The organism is Litoreibacter sp. GN1-5 (assembly GCF_055693805.1).
The window spans coordinates 3,350,975-3,372,113 of record NZ_JBVFUP010000001.1 but is presented as its reverse complement, the minus strand read 5'-3'; the positions used below and the strand labels follow the sequence as shown (position 1 = coordinate 3,372,113).

Below are 21,139 nucleotides of genomic sequence, written 5' to 3'. Positions count from 1 at the left end.
AAAATCCGCAAGGAACAGATCATGAACGCCTATCAGTTTTCATTCTATAACGCTGAGCTGCACGCCCTGCCCTCCGGCGCGCTGTATTGGCCCGAGGCCGGGCTTCTGGTTGTCTCTGATCTGCATCTTGGTAAATCAGAACGCATCGCGCGCAGGTCTGGACAGATGCTGCCGCCTTATGAAGGGATCGACACGCTTAGCCGACTAGAGGATGACATTCGCACCACCAACCCACAGCGTGTGATCTGCCTTGGCGATAGTTTTGATGACCTGGCCGCAGCGAACAACCTACCACATGACCATTTATCCTGGCTGTCGCGCTTGATGGCAGGCAGGCAATGGATTTGGATCGAAGGCAATCATGATCCCGGACCCGTCGCACTTGGCGGCACCCATCTGGCAGAGTATCGCGAAGACCCGCTACAGTTTCGTCATATTGCAACGCCGGATGCCACAGGCGAAGTGTCAGGTCACTACCACCCGAAAATCCAGTTGCAGTTAAAGGGGCGTATGCTGTCCCGCCGCTGCTTTCTGATTGACGCTCATCGTATCATAATGCCTGCTTTTGGCACCTTCACCGGCGGGCTCTATTGCGACAAGCCACCGCTCAGCGACCTCATGGCACCCAAGGCGCAGGCAATCCTGATTGGGAAGGTGCCCCAACTGATCCCGATAGGGCGTTAGACTGTCAGCCCTTCCGGCTCATCCAGCCCATTGGCTCGGCTACAAGCGGTCAGCGTATTTGCCAGAAGGCACGCAATCGTCATCGGCCCAACACCGCCCGGAACGGGTGTAATTGCGCCAGCCACTTCAGTGCAAGAGTCGAAATGAACATCCCCCACCAGCCGTGTTTTCTCACCGTTTGGCACTCGATTGATACCCACATCAATCACCGTCGCACCCGGTTTGATCCAATCACCCGGCACCATTTCGGGGCGGCCAACAGCTGCAACAACAATATCCGCGCGCCGCACGACATCCGCCAAATCCTTTGTCCGGGAATGGGCAATCGTGACGGTGCAACTATCCCCAAGCAAAAGCTGAGCCATAGGTTTGCCGACAATATTCGAACGTCCAACCACGACCGCATCCAAGCCCGACAAAGACCCATGATGATCCCGAAGCATCATCAGGCAGCCCAGCGGCGTGCATGGCACCATGCTTTTCTGCCCGGTTCCCAAAAGTCCGACATTAGAGATATGAAAGCCATCCACATCCTTCGCCGGATCGATCGCATTGATGACTTCTTCCTCATCCAAATGATCAGGCAGCGGGAGTTGGCATAAAATACCATGTACAGCCGGGTCCGCATTCAGCGTCTCGACCACTTCCAGAAGCTCTGCCTGCGAACAGCCTGCATCCAGCTTGTGCTCAAAGGAATTCATCCCCGCAGCTAAGGTCTGCTTACCCTTGTTGCGCACATAGACCTCGCTGGCCGGATCCTCACCCACCAGAATAACAGCCAAACCCGGCACTATGCCATGATCCGCCTTCAAGCGTGTTACATGGGTGGCGACCTTCTCACGGACTTTGGCCGCAAAAGCTTTACCGTCAATAATTGTAGCGCTCACGTCAAACCCCCATCATCTCTTCAAAATATAGTCTGCAAGCAGTGCGTAGGTGTAACGCGGGCCAAGACGTTAGGCCCGCATCAGTTATCAGAACAAGCCTTCGATCTGCCCGGCATCATTCAACATAATTGCTTCAGCTGAAGGCACACGGGGTAGACCCGGCATTGTCATGATCTCACCGCAGACCACCACAACGAAACCCGCCCCAGCGGACAAGCGCACCTCACGGATTGGCAGCGAATGGCCTACCGGCGCGCCGCGTTCATTCGGGTCGATCGAAAAAGAATATTGCGTTTTAGCCATACAAACCGGCAAATTCCCGTATCCAGCCTCTTCCCACTGCGCCAGTTGATCCCGGATTTTCTTATCAGCAATCACAGCATCTGCGCGGTAGATTTTCGTGGCGATCGTCTCGATCTTCTCCATCAAACTCAGTTCATCACCATAAAGCGGGGCAAAATCAGATACGCCGCTATCGGCGATTTCGACAACACGCTCGGCCAGTTCCTTTGTTCCTTCCGAACCATGCGCCCAGTGCTTGCACAGGATCGCTTCCGATCCCTGCCCTTCCACATAAGCCTTCACAGCCGCCACTTCGGCATTCGTATCGCCCGAGAAATGGTTGATCGCAACGACCACCGGCACACCGAAACTTTTGACGTTTTCAATATGGCGTCCAAGGTTCGCGCAGCCTGCCTCGACGGCTGCTACGTTCTCTGCGCCCAAATCAGCCTTGGCTATACCGCCATTCATCTTCATCGCCCGCACAGTGGCCACCAGCACCACGCAATCTGGTGCCAGTCCGGCCTTGCGACATTTGATATTCATAAATTTTTCTGCGCCAAGATCGGCCCCAAACCCGGCTTCTGTCACGACATAATCGGCGAGTTTCAGAGCCGTTGTCGTTGCAACCACTGAGTTACACCCATGCGCAATATTCGCAAACGGCCCGCCATGTACAAAAGCGGGGTTGTTCTCAAGCGTCTGCACCAGATTGGGCTGAATAGCTTGTTGCAACAGGACCGTCATCGCGCCATCTGCTTTGATGTCACGCGCATAGATCGGCTTTCGGTCCCGTGTATAGGCAACGATAATATCGCCCAGACGCTTCTGAAGATCGTCCAGATCGTTCGCAAGGCACAGGATCGCCATAACTTCCGAAGCCACAGTGATGTCAAACCCGGTCTGGCGCGGAAAACCATTGGCCACGCCGCCCAGCGACGTCACACAATCCCTAAGGGCACGGTCATTCATATCCAGAACCCGCTTCCAGACCACCCGCCGTTGGTCGATCTCAAGCGCATTGCCCCAATAGATATGGTTGTCGATCATAGCACTTAGCAAATTATGCGCAGACGTGATTGCGTGGAAATCACCCGTGAAATGCAGGTTCATTTCTTCCATTGGCACGACCTGAGCGTAACCGCCGCCAGCAGCCCCGCCTTTCATCCCGAAACATGGACCAAGTGAAGCTTCTCGAATACAAATGGCCGCTTTTTTGCCAATCGCATTCAGCCCGTCACCAAGACCCACAGTCGTTGTAGTCTTGCCCTCACCCGCGGGCGTTGGATTAATTGCAGTAACAAGGATCAGCTTACCGTCCTTTTTGCCTTTCTGAGCTGCAATAAATTCAGCCGAGACTTTGGCTTTATCATGCCCGAAGGGCAGTAGGTCGTCAGACGGTATACCCAGCTTCGCGCCGATTTCCTGAATGGGGCGTTTCTTCGCCTCGCGGGCAATCTCGATATCGGTCTTGAAGCTCATAATAGTATCCATCCCTCATTTTGGCGCACGTAACACCGTGGTGTACCACCGCCTATATCGATCCAACCCTGCGCGGCAATGCGCGATTACGACATTTTCCGACCTAGAATCGCCGAAGCTGAACTCACATGTTTCAGATGGGAAACGAACAGCGCTTTAAAGCGACAGATTACAACGCATGCAGCCCCAAATCCGGCTGCCAGTTGCGTTGATCAGGGATGTGCAGTGTCACAGTATCGCCAACGCGCAGAACACCTTCACGTTCGACCCAAGCAGTCACGCCACGCCGATCCTTCGCTGCAGCCTTGAAGGCCCTGCCATGTCCTGGGGCGTCCGTATCAATGATGGCCGCAGGCAAATGGCAGGGACGGTTGACCATATCAACCGTCAGTGTTGTGCCATCTTGAGTCTGCAGCCGCGAGGAGGGCGGAATGTGCGTGAAATCAGGGATGCCTTCAATCACCATATTCGCACCGCACCACTCCGGGTCAAACTGATCTACATCGATTGCTGCGGCGACCTGCTTCATTTCATCGGCCGAGACAATGCAGATCTGGCGTGTATTACGGATCGTTGTGCCTTTTGGATATTGCGTCACAACGCGGGAACAAGAGGCCCGCGTCAACCCACCATGATCCTCGCTTTCTATCCCAGCAAAGTTTGCATAGGCTTCACCGATAGAGGTTGACCTTAATGCCGCATCACGATCAAGCACGCGACCCAGCCAGGAAATTGTTCCAACATAATCGGTCTTGATCAAAGCAGGCATACATGGGTCTCCGGAAACTACTTTGTCAAAATGATAAATAAAGGCACAAATATCCAATCAATATCTGTGTGTTAAAGTGTCAAAAAACAGAATGCCGCGACAAATAAAGCGCGGCATTCTCGATGTGTTTGCAGAAATCGCCTTTAGGCAGAAGGCTCAGGCTCCATCCCGCCATCAGATTTTGGCGGCTTGGCCTTTTTGGTCTTTGGTATAGATGCAACCGATGTTTTGCCACTATCAGGCTTATCGTCTTCGTCATCGTCCCGATTTAAAGGTTGACCTGCAACGACACGCGTAATCTCGCTGCCGGTCAGGGTCTCATATTCCAAAAGCCCTTGCGCCAGACGTTCCAGATCATCAGCCTTTTCGGTCAGGATACGCTTTGCAGTTTCATAACCCTCATCAACGATCATGCGGACTTTGTCATCAATCGTCTTCTGAGTAATACCCGAATGGTTCGAGCCACCACCATAGCTGCCAAGATAGCTTTGCTGCTCATTGGCGTAGTCAATATGACCAAGCTCATCATCAAAACCGAACTGCGTGACCATGGCACGCGCGATCTTGGTAACTTGCTGAATGTCAGAGGCAGCACCGGAGGTGACATTCTCTTTGCCAAAAATCAGCTCTTCCGCAACCTTGCCACCCATCGCCATAGCGATTTTCGATTTATACTTCGTAAAGCTGACCGAAAGCTGATCACGTTCCGGCAAGCTCATCACAAGCCCCAGCGCACGGCCCCGCGGAATGATCGTCGCCTTGTGGATCGGGTCATGCTGCGGAACATTCAGTCCCACAATCGCATGGCCCGCCTCATGATAGGCAGTCAGCTTTTTCTCATCCTCGGTCATCACCATGGACCGTCTCTCGGCCCCCATCATGACCTTGTCCTTGGCGTTCTCGAAATCTTCCATCGTCACAAAACGTCGCCCGAAGCGGGCGGCCATCAGGGCCGACTCATTGACCAGATCTCGCCAGATCAGCCCCAGAGAACCCCGGCGTACCACGGGCAATAATACGTAAGTCAACATCAGGTCCCAGTGGCACCTTGCGGGCATGGACGCGCAAGATTTTCTCACGTCCTTTGATATCGGGGTTTGGAACCTGCACCTGACGATCAAATCGACCAGGGCGCAGCAATGCAGGGTCCAGAACGTCAGGACGGTTGGTCGCCGCGACAATAATAATGCCTTCATTTGCTTCGAACCCGTCCATCTCAACCAGAAGCTGGTTCAGCGTCTGTTCCCGCTCATCATTGCCACCACCGTAACCGACGCCACGGGACCGGCCCACGGCATCAATCTCATCGATAAAGACAATGCATGGTGCATTCTTTTTGGCCTGTTCAAACATGTCGCGCACGCGGGATGCACCGACACCAACGAACATTTCTACGAAGTCAGAGCCGGAAATGGTGAAGAATGGCACACCAGCTTCACCCGCAATCGCACGCGCCAGAAGCGTCTTACCAGTCCCCGGAGGGCCTACCAACAAAGCGCCTTTAGGAATCTTTCCGCCGAGCCGCGAGAATTTCTGAGGATTTCGCAGGAATTCCACGATTTCTTCCAACTCATCCTTGGCTTCATCAATGCCGGCAACATCGTCAAATGTCACGCGACCATGTTTTTCCGTCAAGAGCTTTGCACGCGATTTGCCGAAGCCCATTGCACCGCCTTTGCCGCCACCTTGCATGCGATTCATGAAGAACAGCCAGATGCCAATAATGATAATAAAGGGCAGCAACGTGCCAAGATACGTCAGTAAACCACTTTGTTCCTGTGGCTTCGCCTCAACAGCGACTTTGTTGTCCAGAAGTATCGGCAGCAGAACTTCCTCAGCATTTCTTGGCTGAATCGTTACAACTTGCTCATCACCGACAGTGGCGGTGATCTTTTCACCATCCATAGTCACCTTAGACACATCGCCGCTCTGAACCTTTTCAACAAAGTCCGAATACGGAACTGTCCGTGATGCCATAGTGGCCTGACCACCATTGAACATATTGAACAGAGCGAGGATCAGCAGAAAAAGCACGACCCAGAAAGCGATAGTTCTCGCATTGCCCACGGGAATTCTCCTAAACAAGTTTGGCTGTAAAGCGTTTTACAGCCACTTCCCTAAAATAGAGAATAGTGCGCCAGTTTCAATGCGATAAAATAGACGAAAACAAGTGTTTTTCATCATTAACCAGTTCGGCATCCCACCCATTGGGTAAATTTGCCACCGGGGCGGCGACCAAATCAGGGCCATCCCATATGGAAGGTGACGCCAATAGGCTACATCTTGATAGATCCGACTCACGCCAGTCAGGGCATTTTAGCAAGCCTTTCTCGCCAAGAGCACGGACAAGAAAATCTGAGCCCCCCGGCCCTGAAATCTGCCAGCGGTTATCCCAGATTTCAGTTACTGGGACAGTGTGATCTTTCACAGCGTTATATTCGCGGGTAATGCGTATCGTCTTTTCACCGCCTTGCACCAGACACCCATGCAACGAACGCATTTTGCCTGAAAGGACATCGGCGCACAGGCCTAAAAGCGGGTCGCGGCGCGGTCCATATTCTGATGTGGATACCCATTTTAAGGAATGTGCCAAAATCCTGCGCTGGGTCTCATGACCTGCCAAGCAGAATTCTTGTCGGTCAATGACAACATCACCATGATCAACCCGAACGGATTTCCTTGCAAACGCATGGGCTACCCGAGACAATTCAATACTTGCAAAACGCAAGTTGCCGCTGACCGCTGAAAGTCTTTCGGCATCAAGGCCCAGCGGTTCCAAAGCCTTCAGAGCTTTGCGCGCCTTAACCCGATCATAGCGCTCATCCTCGTTGGATGGGTCGCTAATCCATTTGATATTGCGTTGTTTAAGAAAATCCTGAAGCGCAGCCCGTCTAATGCCCAATAAGGGGCGACCAAACGTGACGCTACCCTGCACAAAACTATCTTGCATTCTGGACAGACCATCAACACCTGCGCCGCGGATCAGGCGCATCAGAAATGTCTCGGCCACGTCGTCAATCGTGTGCCCAAGTACAATATGACAAATATCCTGCTGGTCAGCCCAGCCAGACATCAATTCGTACCGCGCCTTACGCGCATGGGCTTGCGTATTGCCTTGTCCGTCCCACCCTGACCATTGCAGCGTCTGGTGCGGAACGTCTAACCCTGCGCATACAGCCTTGACTTGCGCCGCCTCCAGCGCTGCTTCCGGGCGCAATCCATGATCAACCGTAACGGCAAAAACATTGCTAGCGCCCCAGTCTACCATAAGGTGCAGCAACGCCAGACTGTCGCTGCCACCTGAAACGGCGACTGCTATAGCAGATGGTGGATGTTCCCCAAAAAACCGATCAATTGCATCAATGAGTACGGCGCCGCCGTTCACGAGCATCCAAGCGTTTGTAAGGAATTTTGCGCTGCAGACACTTGATCCGACCCCGGATAGCGCGTGCCGACTTCCTGCAACATGATGCAAGCCTCTGAAGACTGGCCAAGCTCGTTCAAAGACAGACCCAGCTTGTATAGTGCTTTAGGTGCGCTGTCGCTTTCCGGTGAGCCTGAGAAGCTTTCCAGATAGGCGCGTGCCGCTGAATTCCAGTCCCCCAACTGAGACAATGCTTCGCCTCGCAGGAAATGGGCCTCTCCGCTCAGCGGTCCGCCGGGGTAATTCTGGGTAAAGGTCGCAAACTGGTCCGCGGCGCCGCGAAAGTCACTCTGCGCGAGCGCCTCCTGCGCTCGCTCAAAATCCTTTCGCTCCCCTATGGCAAGCTCTGCTTGCCCTGTATCCAAAGGCGCTACGCCATTTGGTTGAACGGCAGGTGCAACACCCGGCGTTACAGCGGCAGTGTCTGTACCGTTGCTACCCAGGGTAGAGGTTTCACCAAGCTTGCTGATATCGCCGCCTTCTAGTTCAACCAAACGAAACTCCAGATCACCAATCCGATTGGTGCCATCCGACACAATTCGGTTGATCCGGTTTTCCAGCTTTTCCGTCTTTGACGTAAGCTGGATTAACTGCTGCTCAATCGCATCAACTCGCTGAATCGTACCGCCTGCCACGGTGCCAGTCGTGCCGGAGGCGGCACCCGTGGTAGACAGTTCACGCCGCAGCCCCTGTATTTCCGCGTTCAACGCCGTCATTTCCTGCCGGATATCGGCAAGGGTCTGCTCACGGTCCTGTGCAAAGGCAGGCACCGCAAGGCATAGGCTGAAAGCGGTTGTATACAGAAGCTTACGCATGATCTTCACCTTCGGTTTTCTTAGCTACCAACACCGGCAGAAATAACTGTCACGGCGCGACGGTTCTTGGAATAGCAGGCTTCATTGGAGCAGACCTCAATCGGGCGTTCTTTCCCAAATGTAACTGTCCGCAAACGGGCATCCGCAACACCATTTGATACAAGGAAATCACGGGAGGCTGCCGCACGACGTGCGCCCAGCGCAAGGTTGTATTCCCGCGTACCCTGTTCATCCGCATGGCCTTCGATAATCGCTGTATAGCTTGGGTTTTGCTGCAACCATTGCGCCTGAGCCTGCAAAGTCGACTGCCCTTCAGCAGTCAATGTGCTTTGGTCAACGGCAAACAGGACCCGGTCACCGACTGTCTGGTTAAAGTAAGCAGGGCTTGTCGGGTCCAGAGCGCTGGACGAAATGCCATCGCCATTCAGACCGCCCGCGCCATCGCCATTCACCCCATCGGCGCCGTCAAAGTCATTCTGGGAACATGCGCTCAAGCCAATCACGGCAGAAAGCATGACAAGTGTAGAAGTGATTTTCATCGGTTTTATCCTTATTGATTATTATTGGCTCGATTGCATGGGAATGTAGCACCATTTTTGCGCGCATGGAATCCCGTCTTTACTTCAAAAGCGGTGACCAGGATGGGTCCGACGCGGAATTTTGCACAACTTTCAGGTTTCGTCCTGATATATCAACGGAATACATGGTCGACGACCCTTCGCCCCCTGCTGTTTCACGGGTGAACATAATAACGCGTCCATTTGGGGCCCATGTAGGACCCTCATCCAAGAAAGACGCTGTCAGCAGCCGCTCATCGGACCCATCTATGCGCATCACCCCGATATGGAACCGGCCCCGGTTTTGCTTGGTAAACGCGACCAGATCACCACGTGGCGACCACACTGGCGTACCATAGCGGCCCTGACCGAAGCTGATCCGCACGGGCTCGCCACCATTCGCGCTCATGACATAAAGCTGCTGCGTGCCGGACCTGTCCGATTCAAACACAATCTGTGATCCGTCCGGGGAAAAGCTAGGAGCTGTCTCAATCGCGGGGGAGTTTGTCAGCTGTTGTCGCTGACCTGTATTGATGTTGAGCTTGAATATATCGGTGTTGGACCCTTGCGTCAGGGAAAATACCACCTCCTGCCCATTGGGAGCAAAACGTGGTGCAAAGCTCATCGTGCCGGGTTGATCCTCTAGCGCGCGGCGGTTGACGGAGGCAATATCAAGCACGTTGATCCGGGGAAAGCCGCTTTCATAAGACGTGTAAAGCACCCGGTCTCCGCTAGGCGAAAAGCGTGGTGCCAAAACGATAGTGCTGGCATCCGTCAGGAATTGCTGATTTGCACCGTCATAATCCATAATACCGATGCGTTTTTGGCGCTGGTTCTTCGGCCCGGTCTCGGACACGAATACCACACGGCTGTCGAAATACCCGCCTTCGCCAGTGATCCGGGAATAAACCGCATCGGCCACCTTGTGAGCCATCCGCCGCCACCCGTTGGGCGAGCCGACAAATTGCAACCCTTCGCCCATCTCACTGTTTGAGAACACATCAAACAGGCGAAACTTCACCACAACCTGCCCGTCCCCGGCAGTTGTGACAGTCCCGGTGATCAACGCCTGAGCGTTGATGGCCTTCCAGTCGGCAAACTGCACCGGACTATCAAAACTGGTTACGCCGGAAATATAGGCTGATGCCGGAATTTCCCGGAAAAACCCGGTTCCCTGCAAATCTGCCGAAACTACCTGCGTAATATCCTTCGCAATCTGATCCGCCGCTGCGGTTTCTGCGATGAACTGGGGAATAGCATATGGAAGGGGTTCAATATTGGGGTCATCGATTCTTATGACCAAACGCTCCTGCGCAAAAGGAGCAGTGGTAGCACTCAATTGGACAACGCATGCCACCATTAAAGTACAGATATAGGTCATCAACTTGGTCATATCTTCATCCTTTCACGAACAAGGCGCATTGCAAGCGATGCATCTTGAAAAATATAGCGCTTTGGCATCTTTCAGCACATAATTCAGGTTCTGCGCAGGAAGTCATCTGATCCGGCCACTTGTTGCATCAAATACCACGGTAACATTTTTCCATTGCTCATATTTATCGGCTGGCAGGTCATACCCGTCTTTTTGGCATCTCAGAATGGCGCGCCGAGCCGCTTCAAACGCACGATCAACCGCAGCACCACTACCACCATCTGCTGACGCCATCCGCAAAGTATTACCTTGCACAGTTCCATCCGGCGCAAGTGAGAAATCAACTTCCAATACAACCTGCAACGCGTCTGTGCCCAGCGCACCCACATTCCAGCAATCCCGAATGGCCAGGCGGAAGCCGTCTTTCTCACCCCCGTGAGCGGTGGCCCGGAGGCTTGCGGGGCAGTCGCAGGGGCTGCGGCTGGCTCTTGCGGCTGCTCTTCCTCCAGACCAGCCAGCACGTCTGCGATTGCATCGCTATTATCGCTTGGAGTTTCTTCAACCGGGTCTTCGGTTGGCGCGGGGTCGTCTTCTGCCTCCGCCACTTGTGCTGGTTCCGGTTTTGGTCGGTTTGGACGGGCCGTCGGGCGCGAGGACTTTTCGGGGGCCGCAGTCACAACTTCTGCTTCTGTAATAATATCTGACGCAGACTGTTCCTGTTGGGTTTCTTCCTGTGCCTCTTCCACAACGTCCGCATCTGGATCAGGTGCGCTTTCCGCCTGATCAACGTCATCAATTTGTACGTCCGGATCAGGCGCAGGGGCCGGGTCATCACGAATGATATCCGCAGCCTCCGGCGTCGGCGTCGCGTTCTCGTCAATCGTTGGGGCTGCCGTCACCGTATCTTCTGGTGGCAAGGGCTGTTCCGGCTCTGGCGGTGGCGCAGGCTCAGGTGGTGTATCCGGTTCTGGCGGCTGCTCTGGTTGGGGCTGCGGCGGCGCAGGTTGCGCAAGGGCAGGCTCAGGTGCCTCGCTCGGTGGCTCCGGCACGGGTGGCGTTACCTCTTCTGCAATTTCCGGTTGCGGCAAAGCCTCTTGATCTTGTTGTACATCAGGCGAGGAAGGCTGCAGTGATGCGAACTCCTCCTCACTGATTGTTGTGACCTCTGCAACGGAAATACTGTCCAGCTCATCGCGAGACGCAAAAAGCCCTCCGATCACCAGCCAGAGAAACAGGGCCCCATGACCCGCCGCAGAGATATAAAAGCCAGTGCGCATCGCGTCGCGGACCTATCCGCCCTGACCGTCAAATTCAGGACCGTCCACATCTGTGACCAGACCAATGCTATTGAAGTTAGCACGGTTCAGTGCGCCCATGACCTGCACGACACGTTCATAGGAAATTGCCCCGTCGGCCCGCAGAAAGATTTTGTCATCCTCACGTTCCGCTGCAATCGCCTGCAAGCGCGGGATAAGGTCTGCGAATTCAACCTCGGTATTCATGATCGATATCTGGCCTTCCGCCGTGATCGTAATTGTCAGCGGCTCTTCCTGTTCGGTCGGTAATGCATTCGCCGCCGTTTTTGGCAGCTCTACCGGCACACCGACGGTCAGCAAGGGCGCTGCCACCATAAAGATGATCAACAGCACCAGCATAACATCCACAAAAGGCGTGACGTTGATTTCCGACATCGGCTTGGTGCTTGACTTACGCCGACGCCCTCGGCGTCCGCCACCTGAGCCGCCCTGCATGACACTTGCCCCCATGGCTCAAGCGTCCAGCTGGCGCGATAGGATGGTCGAGAATTCGTCTGCAAACGCTTCATACCCGCCCGAGATACGGTCCGCGTCCGATGACAACTTGTTGTAGAAGATCACCGCGGGGATCGCCGCCAGCAAACCTAGACCGGTTGCAACCAGCGCCTCGGCAATACCCGGAGCCACAACCGCAAGGTTGGTATTTTGCGCAATGGCAATTTCCTCAAAGGAATTCTTGATCCCCCAGACGGTTCCAAACAGACCAATAAAGGGGCAGTGGCCCCGACTGTCGCCAAAAACCCCAAACCATAGGTCAGCTTGCCATCTTCTTTTGCAATGGCGACATCCATAGATCGATCAATCCGTGCCGTGGCACCTGCAATCAATCGCCCATCCTCGCGATGAGACCTTCGCCATTCCGACATGCCCGCCGCAAATATCTTCTGCGCTGATCCTTTGGGGTCTGACCCAATGCGTTCATAAAGCTCATCCAACGGGTCGCCAGACCAGAATGCCCGGTCAAACGCCTCTGCCTCACGTCGCGCCACGCGATAGTTAATGAATTTCTGAATGATTATTGCCCAACCCCAGATCGACGCTGCGATCAGTATAAGCATAACCAATTTTACCGTGAATGTTGCACGCCAGAACAGCGCTGTGACCGAAAAATCGATCTCGCTGGCCAGCCCAATAGCCTCAGCTTCCATGTACCTGCTCGTCTTTTTACCGCCGATTTTTTCGACATTATTGGAATTATGTTAACGTGGTTCGTTTCAAAATGCCATCACAGTCATGCTTTGAGGCAAAATTATTTGGAAATACCCCCCATTAACTGGCAAATATCCGCCGGAACACGCGTTGGACGCCCCTGATCCGTCAGACAAACAAGCGTCACAAGGCTCGAAAACAACATATCGTGTCCCCGACTGACATCTTGCGTGAGCATGATACGTGCTGCTGTCAGACCTTTGAGGGCTGTGGAAACCGTCACGACATCGTCAAAACGCGCAGGTAACATGTAGTCCGCCTCTAATCGACGAACCGCAAATACAATCCCATGCTCCGCCTTGAGCACCGCTTGGTCCACGCCTATCGAACGCACCCACTCGCTGCGCGCCCGTTCGATGAATTTCAGGTAGTTCGCGTAATAAACAATGCCCGCAAGGTCGGTGTCTTCATAATAAACGCGGATATCAAAGCTATGCATGATGCGCCTCTTGTCGCTGAAGCTGTACGAAATCAGCCTTTCTGACGCGGCACAAGAGCCACCTCAGGATAGCCCGGCTTTTGCCTGCAATCGCGCAGCGAGGCGCAAGGCGTGCGATGCATCTGTGGCAGCTACCGGCATAACCGGATCATAAGCCACACGGATAATTTCGGCGATTTCAGGTTTCAGGATCATGCCCTCATTGCTTTGCGCTAAAGGCGAGCTTCCAAGAAACGCTTCATCCGACCACAATAAAATAGATTGCACGACCTGTCCCAGACATAGCGTATCGGCAGCGATATTGGTCATTACTGCATCCATCTTAAGGAAAACGAAAACAGCCTTGACCCCGCCATCTGGATCAAACCGAAATATCCTGTATTGATTGGCCTCGGCCTCTCTCAGCCGTCCAACAAGCCCTTCCAGTTCCGGGATCAGGCGATCCAGGTTGGGCGTATCAAGCAATTCCTGCCAGTTGCGCACAAAGAACACCATGAAGTTGACACCCAGCTCAGGGTCTGTCTCGGCCATCTGGTGCCCTGCCAGATGGAACACGGCCTCAACCGCGCCTTTTAGGACGCTGATCGTCTGGTCCTCGACCCCGAACACAACCGGCACAATTGGCCGGTTCCAACGTGCGAACAGATAGGTTCCATCAGAACGGGTAAAATACGGGGCGACCTCGGTGGTCTCCATCACTGTGTTTTCCTGTAAATTTGATCGCTGCCTATATGCTGCGCACAACACTCAATGTCAAAACCACAACGACATTATAGAGGCTTCTGCCGATCGGCCTTACCAACTATAGGAAACCTTTCAACCAAACCTGTTAGCACTAAGCCTGTGCAAAGAAACATTTGAGGGACGTTGCGCCAGCATATCAGCGATAAGTTCGCCTGTTTTCGGGGCCATCATGAGCCCATAGTGAGAATGACCGAAAGCAGCATATAGCCCCGTATGTCCATTTATCTGGCCCAGCGCTGGCAAGCTATCCGGAAAGGACGGGCGCCTTCCAAGCCAGAACTGCGTGTCATCCGTATTCAGGTCTGGCAACATCGCACGGGCCTGATGCGTCAGAAGCACTTTTTTGTGTGGATCAGGCGGGGCGTCGATCTCGCCAAACTCGGACGAGCCTGCAACGCGCAACCCATCGCTCATTGAACTTGCGACAATCTTAGCCTCTACATCCATCACGGAATTTGTCAGGCTTACGCCCGGCTGCGGAAAGACAACGTGATAGCCACGTTCAGCCACCAGCGGCACAGAGACCCCCAACGGTTTGAGCAACTCTGCCGACCATACGCCCGCAGCCAAAACGATGTGCTTTGCAGTTATTGCACCCGTAGCAGTCATCAGATGCCATGCCTCGTTTTCATGCCGTAGCGACTTGATCTCTTCCTGCAGGAATTCCGCCCCTTGGGCTCTGGCTTTCTCGGCAAGCACCTGACCAATGCGACCCGGTGATATTGCGCGCGCCTGTCCTTTGATCACGATGGCCGCTTTGAAATCGCGCGAAAGTGCCGGCTCCAATGATTGTAGCTCTGATGCATCAATCATCGTCAAGTCGGCTCCTTTTTCACGACGCATCTTATAGTCGAGATTGTCTAAACTGGGTCGATCCGCACGTCGAAACGCGTGAATATAATAGCTGTCTGCAACCAGATCTTCATGTCCTGTGCCAGCAAGATGCTTGCGATAAAGTTCGATACTTGGCGCGCAAAGAAGCTCCATAGTGTCTGACACATCCCGCGCCGTTTTCTCGCCGGACATTCCCAGAAAGCGCAGCCCCCACGGCACCATCTTTGGCCAAAAAGAGGGGCGTACACTCAGCGGCCCATTGCGGCTGAGCAGCATGCCAGGGATGTTTTTCCAGATACCCGGCATTGCTTGCGGGACGATTGACCAGGGCGAGATCACACCCGCATTGCCAAAAGACGTCTCTTGCCCCGGCGCACCGCGATCAATCAGCCGCACCGCAATGCCGCGCTCTTGCAAAGAGAGCGCACAACACAGGCCAACGATGCCAGCGCCAATGACCGTAACATCGTTTGGCGTGTCACCCATGTGTGGGCTCAGGATCACTACGAGTTCCGAAAACTTGTAGTGCGATGATCGGCAAACAGGCCAAAAGCGCCACAAGGTCAGCCGTCCAATTGGGCGAGATGAAGACCAAGCCAATCAGCGCGCACAGAATACGCTGGAACGCTCCCATAGGTTTTAGCAAATACCCTACCACAGCCGTGGATAACGCAAAGACGCCAAGGATAGCGGTACTGCCTGCAATGACAAAATCAAGCATATCGAAGCCTGTGGAGGACACGATCAGCAGGACTGGCGCATAGACAAAGGCCATTGGCGCGACAATCTTACCAAGCCCCAACGTGAAGGCCGATATGCCCGTTCGGAATGGGTTTGAGTTGGCAATCGCCGCCGCCGCATAGGCCGAAGTACACACAGGCGGCGTGATCTCGGCTACGACGCCGTAATAGAGCACGAACATGTGTGATGCGATGGGTGGCACGCCTAGCTGAGTCAATGCAGGCTGCGCGACCGAGACCAACAGGATATACAGCGCTGTTGTCGGGATACCCGCGCCCATCAGGATGCAGGCAATCGCAATCAGAACCAACGAGAAGAACAACGTGAGGTCCGGCAGCGTAAACAACTCCCAAAACGGCAGGTTGATCAGCGGATAGACGCCTTCAGCAATCGACGCGGCCCCGCTTGTCACCATAAAGCCGATGCGGAACCCGATACCCGTTGTGTTGATCACGCCGATCACAAGACCAACCGCAGCCCCTGCAGCCCCTACGGCCAGCGCATATTTCGCACCTGTCTCGATTGTCTCCATCAACGCGCGATAAGTGATGCGCTCATCCGGATTGAAAATTCCCACGGCAGCGCAAGTCGACAAAAGCAAGAGCATCGTTATGTCAAATCCGCCATTCATGTACTTCCATAGTGCAAAAGCAATGAACGCGACGGGGGCCAGCAGGCTGATCGGGTTGGATACACGTGTACAGCCAGTAATGACCGCCAGCGAAATTCCACAAAACGCGGCCATATAGGGTGTGTAACCCGAGAACAGCACATAAAGCAGCGCGATAAGGGGGATGATATTGGCCCACCCCTCGCTCCAGACCTTTTTGAAATGCGGCAGCGCGTCTTTGGAAAAGCCCACCAGACCCAGCTTCTTCGACGTCAGGTGAACGACTGTAAAAACGCCCACATAATGCAAAAGTGCTGGAAAAATCGCAGCTATGACAATTGTGGTGTAAGGCAGTTCCAGAAACTCGGCCATGATGAAGGCAGCTGCCCCCATGATCGGCGGGGTGATTTGTCCACCGGCAGAGGCTGCGGCTTCGACACCGCCTGCGAAATGCGATGGATAGCCCAGACGCTTCATATTGGGGATGGTCAGCGACCCTGTGGACACGGTGTTGGCCACCGAAGAGCCTGAGATCGTGCCAAAAAAGGCCGACGAAATAACCGACACTTTCGCAGGCCCACCTGTATAGCGACCGGCAAGTATCATCGCGTTATCAACGAAGAGTTTGCCAAGCCCCGTGCGCTGCGCGATCACGCCAAAAAGCACAAAGTGAAATACGGTTGTCGAGATAACCCAAAGCGTGACGCCAAAAATCCCTTCCGATGGGAAATACATATTGTTGACGAATTGCCGCCAATTGGTGCCCGGATGTTTCAGGATCTGTATCGGGATATGCGGTCCCAGAAGCGCATAGGCGATGAAGATCAATATAATTACCGGCAGAATCCAACCAAGAGTTCTGCGGGCGAGATCAAGCACAAGAACGATCAGCACCGTGCCAAAGAAAATGTCAAAATTGTTGGGATTGCCTTGCCGGAAGGTTTGTTCGGCAATGCCAAGCCATTCCACGCCACGCCAAGCAAAGCCGATATACATCGAGGCCATACAGCCGAGTATAATCGCGATCCAGTCAAAGATTGGAACATTGCCGATGCGCAGGAATGACGGTTTCATCTCCATCACAGAGCGGGTCTTGATGAAGGGAAAGAATGTATATGTCAGAATGAACAGACCACAGAGATGCAAGCCCATATGCACGTAGTCAACGGGCAAGCCAAACCCAGCCGTATAGTAGTGATAAATTGCAAAGGTCAGCGCGACCAGACGTAGAAAACTGTGCAGTAGCGGTGTGACAGGACGCATCCCACCAATGTCGTCATACTTGTCTTCGATGGCGGCAAGCTGCTCTTCGGACAGTTCAGCCTCGGTGGCGGGGACCTGTTGGCCCTCGGTCTCATTGGTGCTCATTGGCCCCATCCCCCTTATTGGAAAACGGCGGCCCAGACAGAGCCGCCGTTTGCTGTTTTACTTCAGAAGACCGGCTTCGCGGTAGAACTTCTCGGCACCCGGATGCAGCGGTACGCCAAGTGCATCGACACCAGCCAGTGCCGTATCTGGCGTGATCTGCTTGCCTTTGGCATGACCGTTATCAAGCAGCTTGCGAGTGTTATCATTCCACAACGCCTTGGTAATCTCGTAGATCAGTTCTTCCGGCTGATCGGCAGAGACAACAAACATCGCGCTAACTGCAGGGGTCGGCACGTCGTAGTCAATACCTTCATAAGCCCCAGACGGGATCATCGACGGGATGTAAGACGGCACGATTTCGTTGACCTTCTTCATCTCGTCATCGGTGAAACGGTAAAGCTCCATCCCTTTGGTCGTCGACAGTTGCACCATCGCCGCAACGGGCCAGCCAGCCGCGTAGAAATAAGCGTCTAGCTGACCGTCGGCAAGCTGTTCAGCGCTTTGGGAATTGTTCAGTTCCGCTTCTTCCATATTGTCGCGTGTGACACCGTAGGCTTCAAGGATTTGCAGCACAGCAACCTGCGTGCCTGACCCTGCTTGTGCAATCCCCACGCGCTTACCCGCCAGATCACCAAGGCCATCCAACGTGGCGCCTTTGGGCATAACAAGATGCAAATCTTCCGGGAAAAGGTTGGCGACAACACGCAGCTTCTCATGCGGCTGGCCGTCAAATTTGCCCTCGCCCAGATACATCGCGCGCAAACTTGCAGCCCCGGTCATCCCGGCTTCCAGCTCACCATTCTGCACAGCAGTGTTGTTTTGCACAGAAGCGTTTGTGGATTGCGCAATCGCAATCAGGCCGGGCACACCACATTGGCCGCCCTCGTCACAGGCGCGCGCGCCGGGAGGGGCGGAAATAGCGTTTGCAATCGCACCGCCGATGGGGAAATACGTGCCGCCTGCCCCACCAGTGCCAATGCGGAAAAATGTAGGTTCTTGCGCCATTGCCGGCATCGCAAGCGCGCCAGCCAGTGCAATACCCATCAAGGTCTTGGTGATCTTCATAATTGTCTCCCAGTTGATAAACACGAGATTCGGTTACGCCGAATTTCTGATCAGATTAGTTTAGAGAAAATTTACATAAATCCAAATTTAATATATTTCGCTAAACTAAATTTTTTCTTATGGTCAATTCATGAACCTAACCCAGCTCAGTGTTTTCAGGGAAATAATGGAGTCCGGCTCTGTTTCTCAGACCGCCAGAAAATTTGGCCGCACACAGCCCGCGATCAGCCTTGCCCTGAAAAATCTGGAACAGAGCCTTGGATTAAAACTTTTTGAGCGAACCGGCCATCAGCTTATCCCGGTTCCCGAGGCTCATTACCTGATGGTTGAGGCTACCGATATTCTGGAACGTCTGGCGACTGTGTCAGGGACAATGAAAAGCTTACGCAACGCACAGTCGGGCAATCTGAATATTGCAGCAATGCCGGGGCCGTCCACCTACCTTGTTCCGCGATTTGTCAGCGATGCAATCGGGGACAATTCTGAAATCCGAATTTCAATGTCATCACGCAGTTCACAGCAAATCCAAGAGCTCGCCGGCACGCAAAGCATTGATTTCGGCTTTGCCGACTTTGATCCACCAACCAACAAGCCACGCCAATACAGCTCGGAAATTATTAAGGCCGATTGCTTTTGCGCCCTGCACCGTGATCATCCGCTGGCAGAAAAGGAGGCTATCTCATTCAAGGATTTGGACAGTATCCCGATGGGCGTGCTCCAAAGCAATCATTCACTCTACAAACGCACGGCTGAGGCGTTTCGGCAGGCGGGTGCACAGTTCAACACAATGATCGACAGTCAAATTTTCCTGCCATTGATGCAATTTATCAGTGTCGGGCAATGTCTTGCCATTGTTGACCCGCTCACAGTGGTGACTGAGCGGGAAATGAACACAGCCGATGGGCGTGTGGTCTTCGTGCCATTGGCGACGCAGCTACAATATGATTACGCAATCCTTACGCCCAGCCACCGCCCACCTTCTCAATTGGCGCTTACGGTAAAAGCTGGTTGGACAGCAGAAGTTATCAGAATGCTGCAAAATATCGAAGCGAACCCGCAGGCCGAATTGACCGCGACCTGAACATTGGTTGCAGCGATAAATAAAAACGAACGAAGCTCTTGCCTGCCTACCCTTATGCGTGCAACATCTGTAAGTGATATTAAATCGATGTCGGGAGAACCAGATAAGCTGGTGCCGAAGGAGCAACCGCCCCGGAAACTCTCAGGCCAAAGGACCGACAAAGACATAGAACTCTGGAGAGAGGCTCGTAACGGGTCCGCCGAAGGGATAGCGATCTCAGGCAAAAGGACAGAGGGGGCATCACGCGCAAAGGTATAGCCTTTGTGTTTATGTGGTGCCGGAAGAGTCAACGATCTCATCGGCAGAAGACGAAAAGGACTGCCGATGTCTGAATTGCGACGCACACCCTTGCATGATCTGCACGTAAATTCTGGGGCGAAAATGGTGCCCTTCGCGGGCTACGAAATGCCGGTGCAGTATCCGCTTGGGGTGATGAAAGAGCATCTGCACACGCGGCAGAAAGCGGGGCTGTTTGACGTCAGCCATATGGGTCAGGTTCTGGTAAAGGGCCATAACTATGCCGAAGCCGCTGAAGCGTTAGAGCGCCTGATCCCGGTTGATATCCTTGATTTGGCCGAAAACCGACAACGCTACGGCTTTTTCACAAATGATGCAGGCGGCATACTGGATGACCTGATGCTGGCCAATCGCGGCGATCATATCTTCGTCGTGGTGAACGCGGCCTGCAAAGCGGCTGACATCGCCCATATGACAACCCATCTGAACGGTATGAATATTACCGAAGTGACCGACCGCGCTTTATTAGCCCTGCAAGGGCCTGCCGCCGAAGCTGTGTTGGCCACGCTAAACCCGGCAATTGCCGATATGGCATTCATGGATGTAGCCACGATCGACCTATTGGGGACCGAGTGCTGGGTCTCTCGGTCAGGATATACCGGCGAGGATGGGTTCGAGATTTCGGTGCCCGAAGATCACGCCATAACATTAGCAAAGGCATTGCTGGCACATGAAGATGTTGAAGCCATCGGTCTAGGCGCCCGAGACTCGCTGCGGCTAGAAGGCGGCCTGTGTCTCTATGGCCATGATATTGATACGACCACAACACCCGTAGAGGCCGGGCTATCATGGGCGGTGCAAAAGGTGCGTCGGTCTGGTGACGCGCGCGCTGGCGGGTTTCCAGGCGCGGATGTCATATTGGCAGAACTCAACAATGGCCCTCAACGCAAACGTGTGGGGCTGTTGCCCGATGGGCGCGCGCCCATGCGCGAAGGGGTGGCTCTATTCGCGCACCCCGATGATCCAAACGCCATCGGTCACATTACATCAGGCGGCTTCGGTCCGACCGTCGGTACCCCTGTCGCAATGGGCTATCTGCCAGCCGAACAGGCAATACCTAGCACACAGGTCTATGGCGAGTTGCGCGGAAAACGATTGCCACTGACCGTCACACCACTGCCCTTCACACCCGCCAATTTCAAACGCTAACCAAGGAAAAACGA

Annotated in this window: 17 protein-coding genes, 2 pseudogenes and 1 riboswitch; of the genes and pseudogenes, 3 read left to right on the top strand and 16 right to left on the bottom strand. The window is 53.9% G+C overall.

Features of this window, described 5'->3' with window-relative positions:
• Positions 1-21 precede the first annotated feature (21 nt).
• Positions 22-684, top strand: a complete 663-nt coding sequence (pdeM, locus tag ACZ1HF_RS16920; RefSeq protein WP_472658604.1) for a ligase-associated DNA damage response endonuclease PdeM — start codon at positions 22-24, stop codon at positions 682-684.
• Here the strand turns inward: pdeM and folD are convergent.
• The 16 genes and pseudogenes from folD to ACZ1HF_RS16840 form a co-directional block, all read right to left on the bottom strand.
• Positions 681-1,571: a bifunctional methylenetetrahydrofolate dehydrogenase/methenyltetrahydrofolate cyclohydrolase FolD gene (folD, locus tag ACZ1HF_RS16915; protein ID WP_472658603.1), complete on the bottom strand. Its 891-nt coding sequence runs from the start codon at positions 1,569-1,571 to the stop codon at positions 681-683. The two genes, pdeM and folD, sit on opposite strands and share 4 nt — an antisense overlap.
• 87 nt (positions 1,572-1,658) lie before the next feature.
• Positions 1,659-3,335 carry a formate--tetrahydrofolate ligase gene (locus ACZ1HF_RS16910; protein ID WP_472658602.1) on the bottom strand — a complete coding sequence of 559 codons (1,677 nt, stop codon included), beginning with the start codon at positions 3,333-3,335 and terminating at the stop codon, positions 1,659-1,661.
• A 169-nt stretch (positions 3,336-3,504) separates the two neighbouring features.
• Positions 3,505-4,104 (bottom strand): MOSC domain-containing protein, encoded by a 600-nt coding sequence (locus tag ACZ1HF_RS16905; RefSeq protein WP_472658601.1) that lies wholly within the window; start codon positions 4,102-4,104, stop codon positions 3,505-3,507.
• Positions 4,105-4,247: 143 nt separating this feature from the next.
• A pseudogene (ftsH, locus tag ACZ1HF_RS16900) lies at positions 4,248-6,171 on the bottom strand (ATP-dependent zinc metalloprotease FtsH).
• Positions 6,172-6,247: 76 nt separating this feature from the next.
• A complete protein-coding gene (gene tilS, locus ACZ1HF_RS16895; RefSeq protein WP_472658600.1) occupies positions 6,248-7,489 on the bottom strand; it encodes a tRNA lysidine(34) synthetase TilS in 1,242 nt (413 codons plus the stop codon).
• A complete protein-coding gene (gene ybgF / locus ACZ1HF_RS16890) occupies positions 7,486-8,343 on the bottom strand; it encodes a tol-pal system protein YbgF (RefSeq protein WP_472658599.1) in 858 nt (285 codons plus the stop codon). Before ybgF ends, tilS begins: the two co-directional genes overlap by 4 nt.
• 20 nt (positions 8,344-8,363) lie before the next feature.
• Positions 8,364-8,882 (bottom strand): peptidoglycan-associated lipoprotein Pal, encoded by a 519-nt coding sequence (pal, locus tag ACZ1HF_RS16885; RefSeq protein WP_472658598.1) that lies wholly within the window; start codon positions 8,880-8,882, stop codon positions 8,364-8,366.
• Positions 8,883-8,961: 79 nt separating this feature from the next.
• Positions 8,962-10,281, bottom strand: a complete 1,320-nt coding sequence (gene tolB / locus ACZ1HF_RS16880) for a Tol-Pal system beta propeller repeat protein TolB (RefSeq protein WP_472659079.1) — start codon at positions 10,279-10,281, stop codon at positions 8,962-8,964.
• 212 nt (positions 10,282-10,493) lie between these two features.
• Positions 10,494-11,549: a hypothetical protein gene (locus tag ACZ1HF_RS16875; RefSeq protein ID WP_472658597.1), complete on the bottom strand. Its 1,056-nt coding sequence runs from the start codon at positions 11,547-11,549 to the stop codon at positions 10,494-10,496.
• Positions 11,550-11,561: 12 nt separating this feature from the next.
• The gene (gene tolR, locus ACZ1HF_RS16870) at positions 11,562-12,038 is read right to left on the bottom strand and encodes a protein TolR (RefSeq protein ID WP_472658596.1); all 477 of its coding nucleotides are present in this window, start codon (positions 12,036-12,038) and stop codon (positions 11,562-11,564) included.
• A 3-nt stretch (positions 12,039-12,041) separates the two neighbouring features.
• Positions 12,042-12,736 (bottom strand): annotated as a pseudogene (gene tolQ, locus ACZ1HF_RS16865) (protein TolQ).
• Between the two features lie 101 nt (positions 12,737-12,837).
• Entirely contained in the window at positions 12,838-13,239 is a 402-nt protein-coding gene (ybgC, locus tag ACZ1HF_RS16860; RefSeq protein ID WP_472659078.1) for a tol-pal system-associated acyl-CoA thioesterase, read from the bottom strand.
• A gap of 60 nt (positions 13,240-13,299) precedes the next feature.
• Entirely contained in the window at positions 13,300-13,932 is a 633-nt protein-coding gene (locus tag ACZ1HF_RS16855) for a hypothetical protein (protein ID WP_472659077.1), read from the bottom strand.
• Positions 13,933-14,052: 120 nt separating this feature from the next.
• The gene (locus ACZ1HF_RS16850; protein ID WP_472658595.1) at positions 14,053-15,300 is read right to left on the bottom strand and encodes an NAD(P)/FAD-dependent oxidoreductase; all 1,248 of its coding nucleotides are present in this window, start codon (positions 15,298-15,300) and stop codon (positions 14,053-14,055) included.
• On the bottom strand, positions 15,293-17,533 hold the full coding sequence (locus tag ACZ1HF_RS16845) for a TRAP transporter permease (protein ID WP_472658594.1): 2,241 nt from the start codon (positions 17,531-17,533) through the stop codon (positions 15,293-15,295). Before ACZ1HF_RS16845 ends, ACZ1HF_RS16850 begins: the two co-directional genes overlap by 8 nt.
• A gap of 57 nt (positions 17,534-17,590) precedes the next feature.
• On the bottom strand, positions 17,591-18,598 hold the full coding sequence (locus ACZ1HF_RS16840) for a TAXI family TRAP transporter solute-binding subunit (protein ID WP_472658593.1): 1,008 nt from the start codon (positions 18,596-18,598) through the stop codon (positions 17,591-17,593).
• A gap of 130 nt (positions 18,599-18,728) precedes the next feature.
• Between ACZ1HF_RS16840 and ACZ1HF_RS16835 the strand changes: the two genes are divergently transcribed.
• Together ACZ1HF_RS16835 and gcvT are read left to right on the top strand one after the other, a co-directional pair.
• Entirely contained in the window at positions 18,729-19,679 is a 951-nt protein-coding gene (locus tag ACZ1HF_RS16835; RefSeq protein ID WP_472658592.1) for a LysR family transcriptional regulator, read from the top strand.
• 81 nt (positions 19,680-19,760) lie between these two features.
• A riboswitch (glycine riboswitch) is annotated at positions 19,761-19,846 on the top strand.
• Between the two features lie 157 nt (positions 19,847-20,003).
• A complete protein-coding gene (gene gcvT, locus ACZ1HF_RS16830; RefSeq protein ID WP_472658591.1) occupies positions 20,004-21,125 on the top strand; it encodes a glycine cleavage system aminomethyltransferase GcvT in 1,122 nt (373 codons plus the stop codon).
• The last annotated feature ends 14 nt before the right edge of the window (positions 21,126-21,139 follow it).

Excerpts from the sequence above, each read along its gene's own strand:
- pdeM (WP_472658604.1), top strand. The coding sequence starts at position 22 with ATGAACGCCTATCAGTTTTCATTCTATAACGCTGAGCTGCACGCCCTG.
- ACZ1HF_RS16910 (WP_472658602.1), bottom strand. The coding sequence starts at position 3,335 with ATGAGCTTCAAGACCGATATCGAGATTGCCCGCGAGGCGAAGAAACGC.
- ACZ1HF_RS16905 (WP_472658601.1), bottom strand. The coding sequence starts at position 4,104 with ATGCCTGCTTTGATCAAGACCGATTATGTTGGAACAATTTCCTGGCTG.
- ybgF (WP_472658599.1), bottom strand. The coding sequence starts at position 8,343 with ATGCGTAAGCTTCTGTATACAACCGCTTTCAGCCTATGCCTTGCGGTG.
- pal (WP_472658598.1), bottom strand. The coding sequence starts at position 8,882 with ATGAAAATCACTTCTACACTTGTCATGCTTTCTGCCGTGATTGGCTTG.
- tolB (WP_472659079.1), bottom strand. The coding sequence starts at position 10,281 with ATGACCTATATCTGTACTTTAATGGTGGCATGCGTTGTCCAATTGAGT.
- ACZ1HF_RS16875 (WP_472658597.1), bottom strand. The coding sequence starts at position 11,549 with ATGCGCACTGGCTTTTATATCTCTGCGGCGGGTCATGGGGCCCTGTTT.
- tolR (WP_472658596.1), bottom strand. The coding sequence starts at position 12,038 with ATGGGGGCAAGTGTCATGCAGGGCGGCTCAGGTGGCGGACGCCGAGGG.
- ACZ1HF_RS16855 (WP_472659077.1), bottom strand. The coding sequence starts at position 13,932 with ATGGAGACCACCGAGGTCGCCCCGTATTTTACCCGTTCTGATGGAACC.
- ACZ1HF_RS16850 (WP_472658595.1), bottom strand. The coding sequence starts at position 15,300 with ATGGGTGACACGCCAAACGATGTTACGGTCATTGGCGCTGGCATCGTT.
- ACZ1HF_RS16845 (WP_472658594.1), bottom strand. The coding sequence starts at position 17,533 with ATGAGCACCAATGAGACCGAGGGCCAACAGGTCCCCGCCACCGAGGCT.
- ACZ1HF_RS16840 (WP_472658593.1), bottom strand. The coding sequence starts at position 18,598 with ATGAAGATCACCAAGACCTTGATGGGTATTGCACTGGCTGGCGCGCTT.
- ACZ1HF_RS16835 (WP_472658592.1), top strand. The coding sequence starts at position 18,729 with ATGAACCTAACCCAGCTCAGTGTTTTCAGGGAAATAATGGAGTCCGGC.
- gcvT (WP_472658591.1), top strand. The coding sequence starts at position 20,004 with ATGTCTGAATTGCGACGCACACCCTTGCATGATCTGCACGTAAATTCT.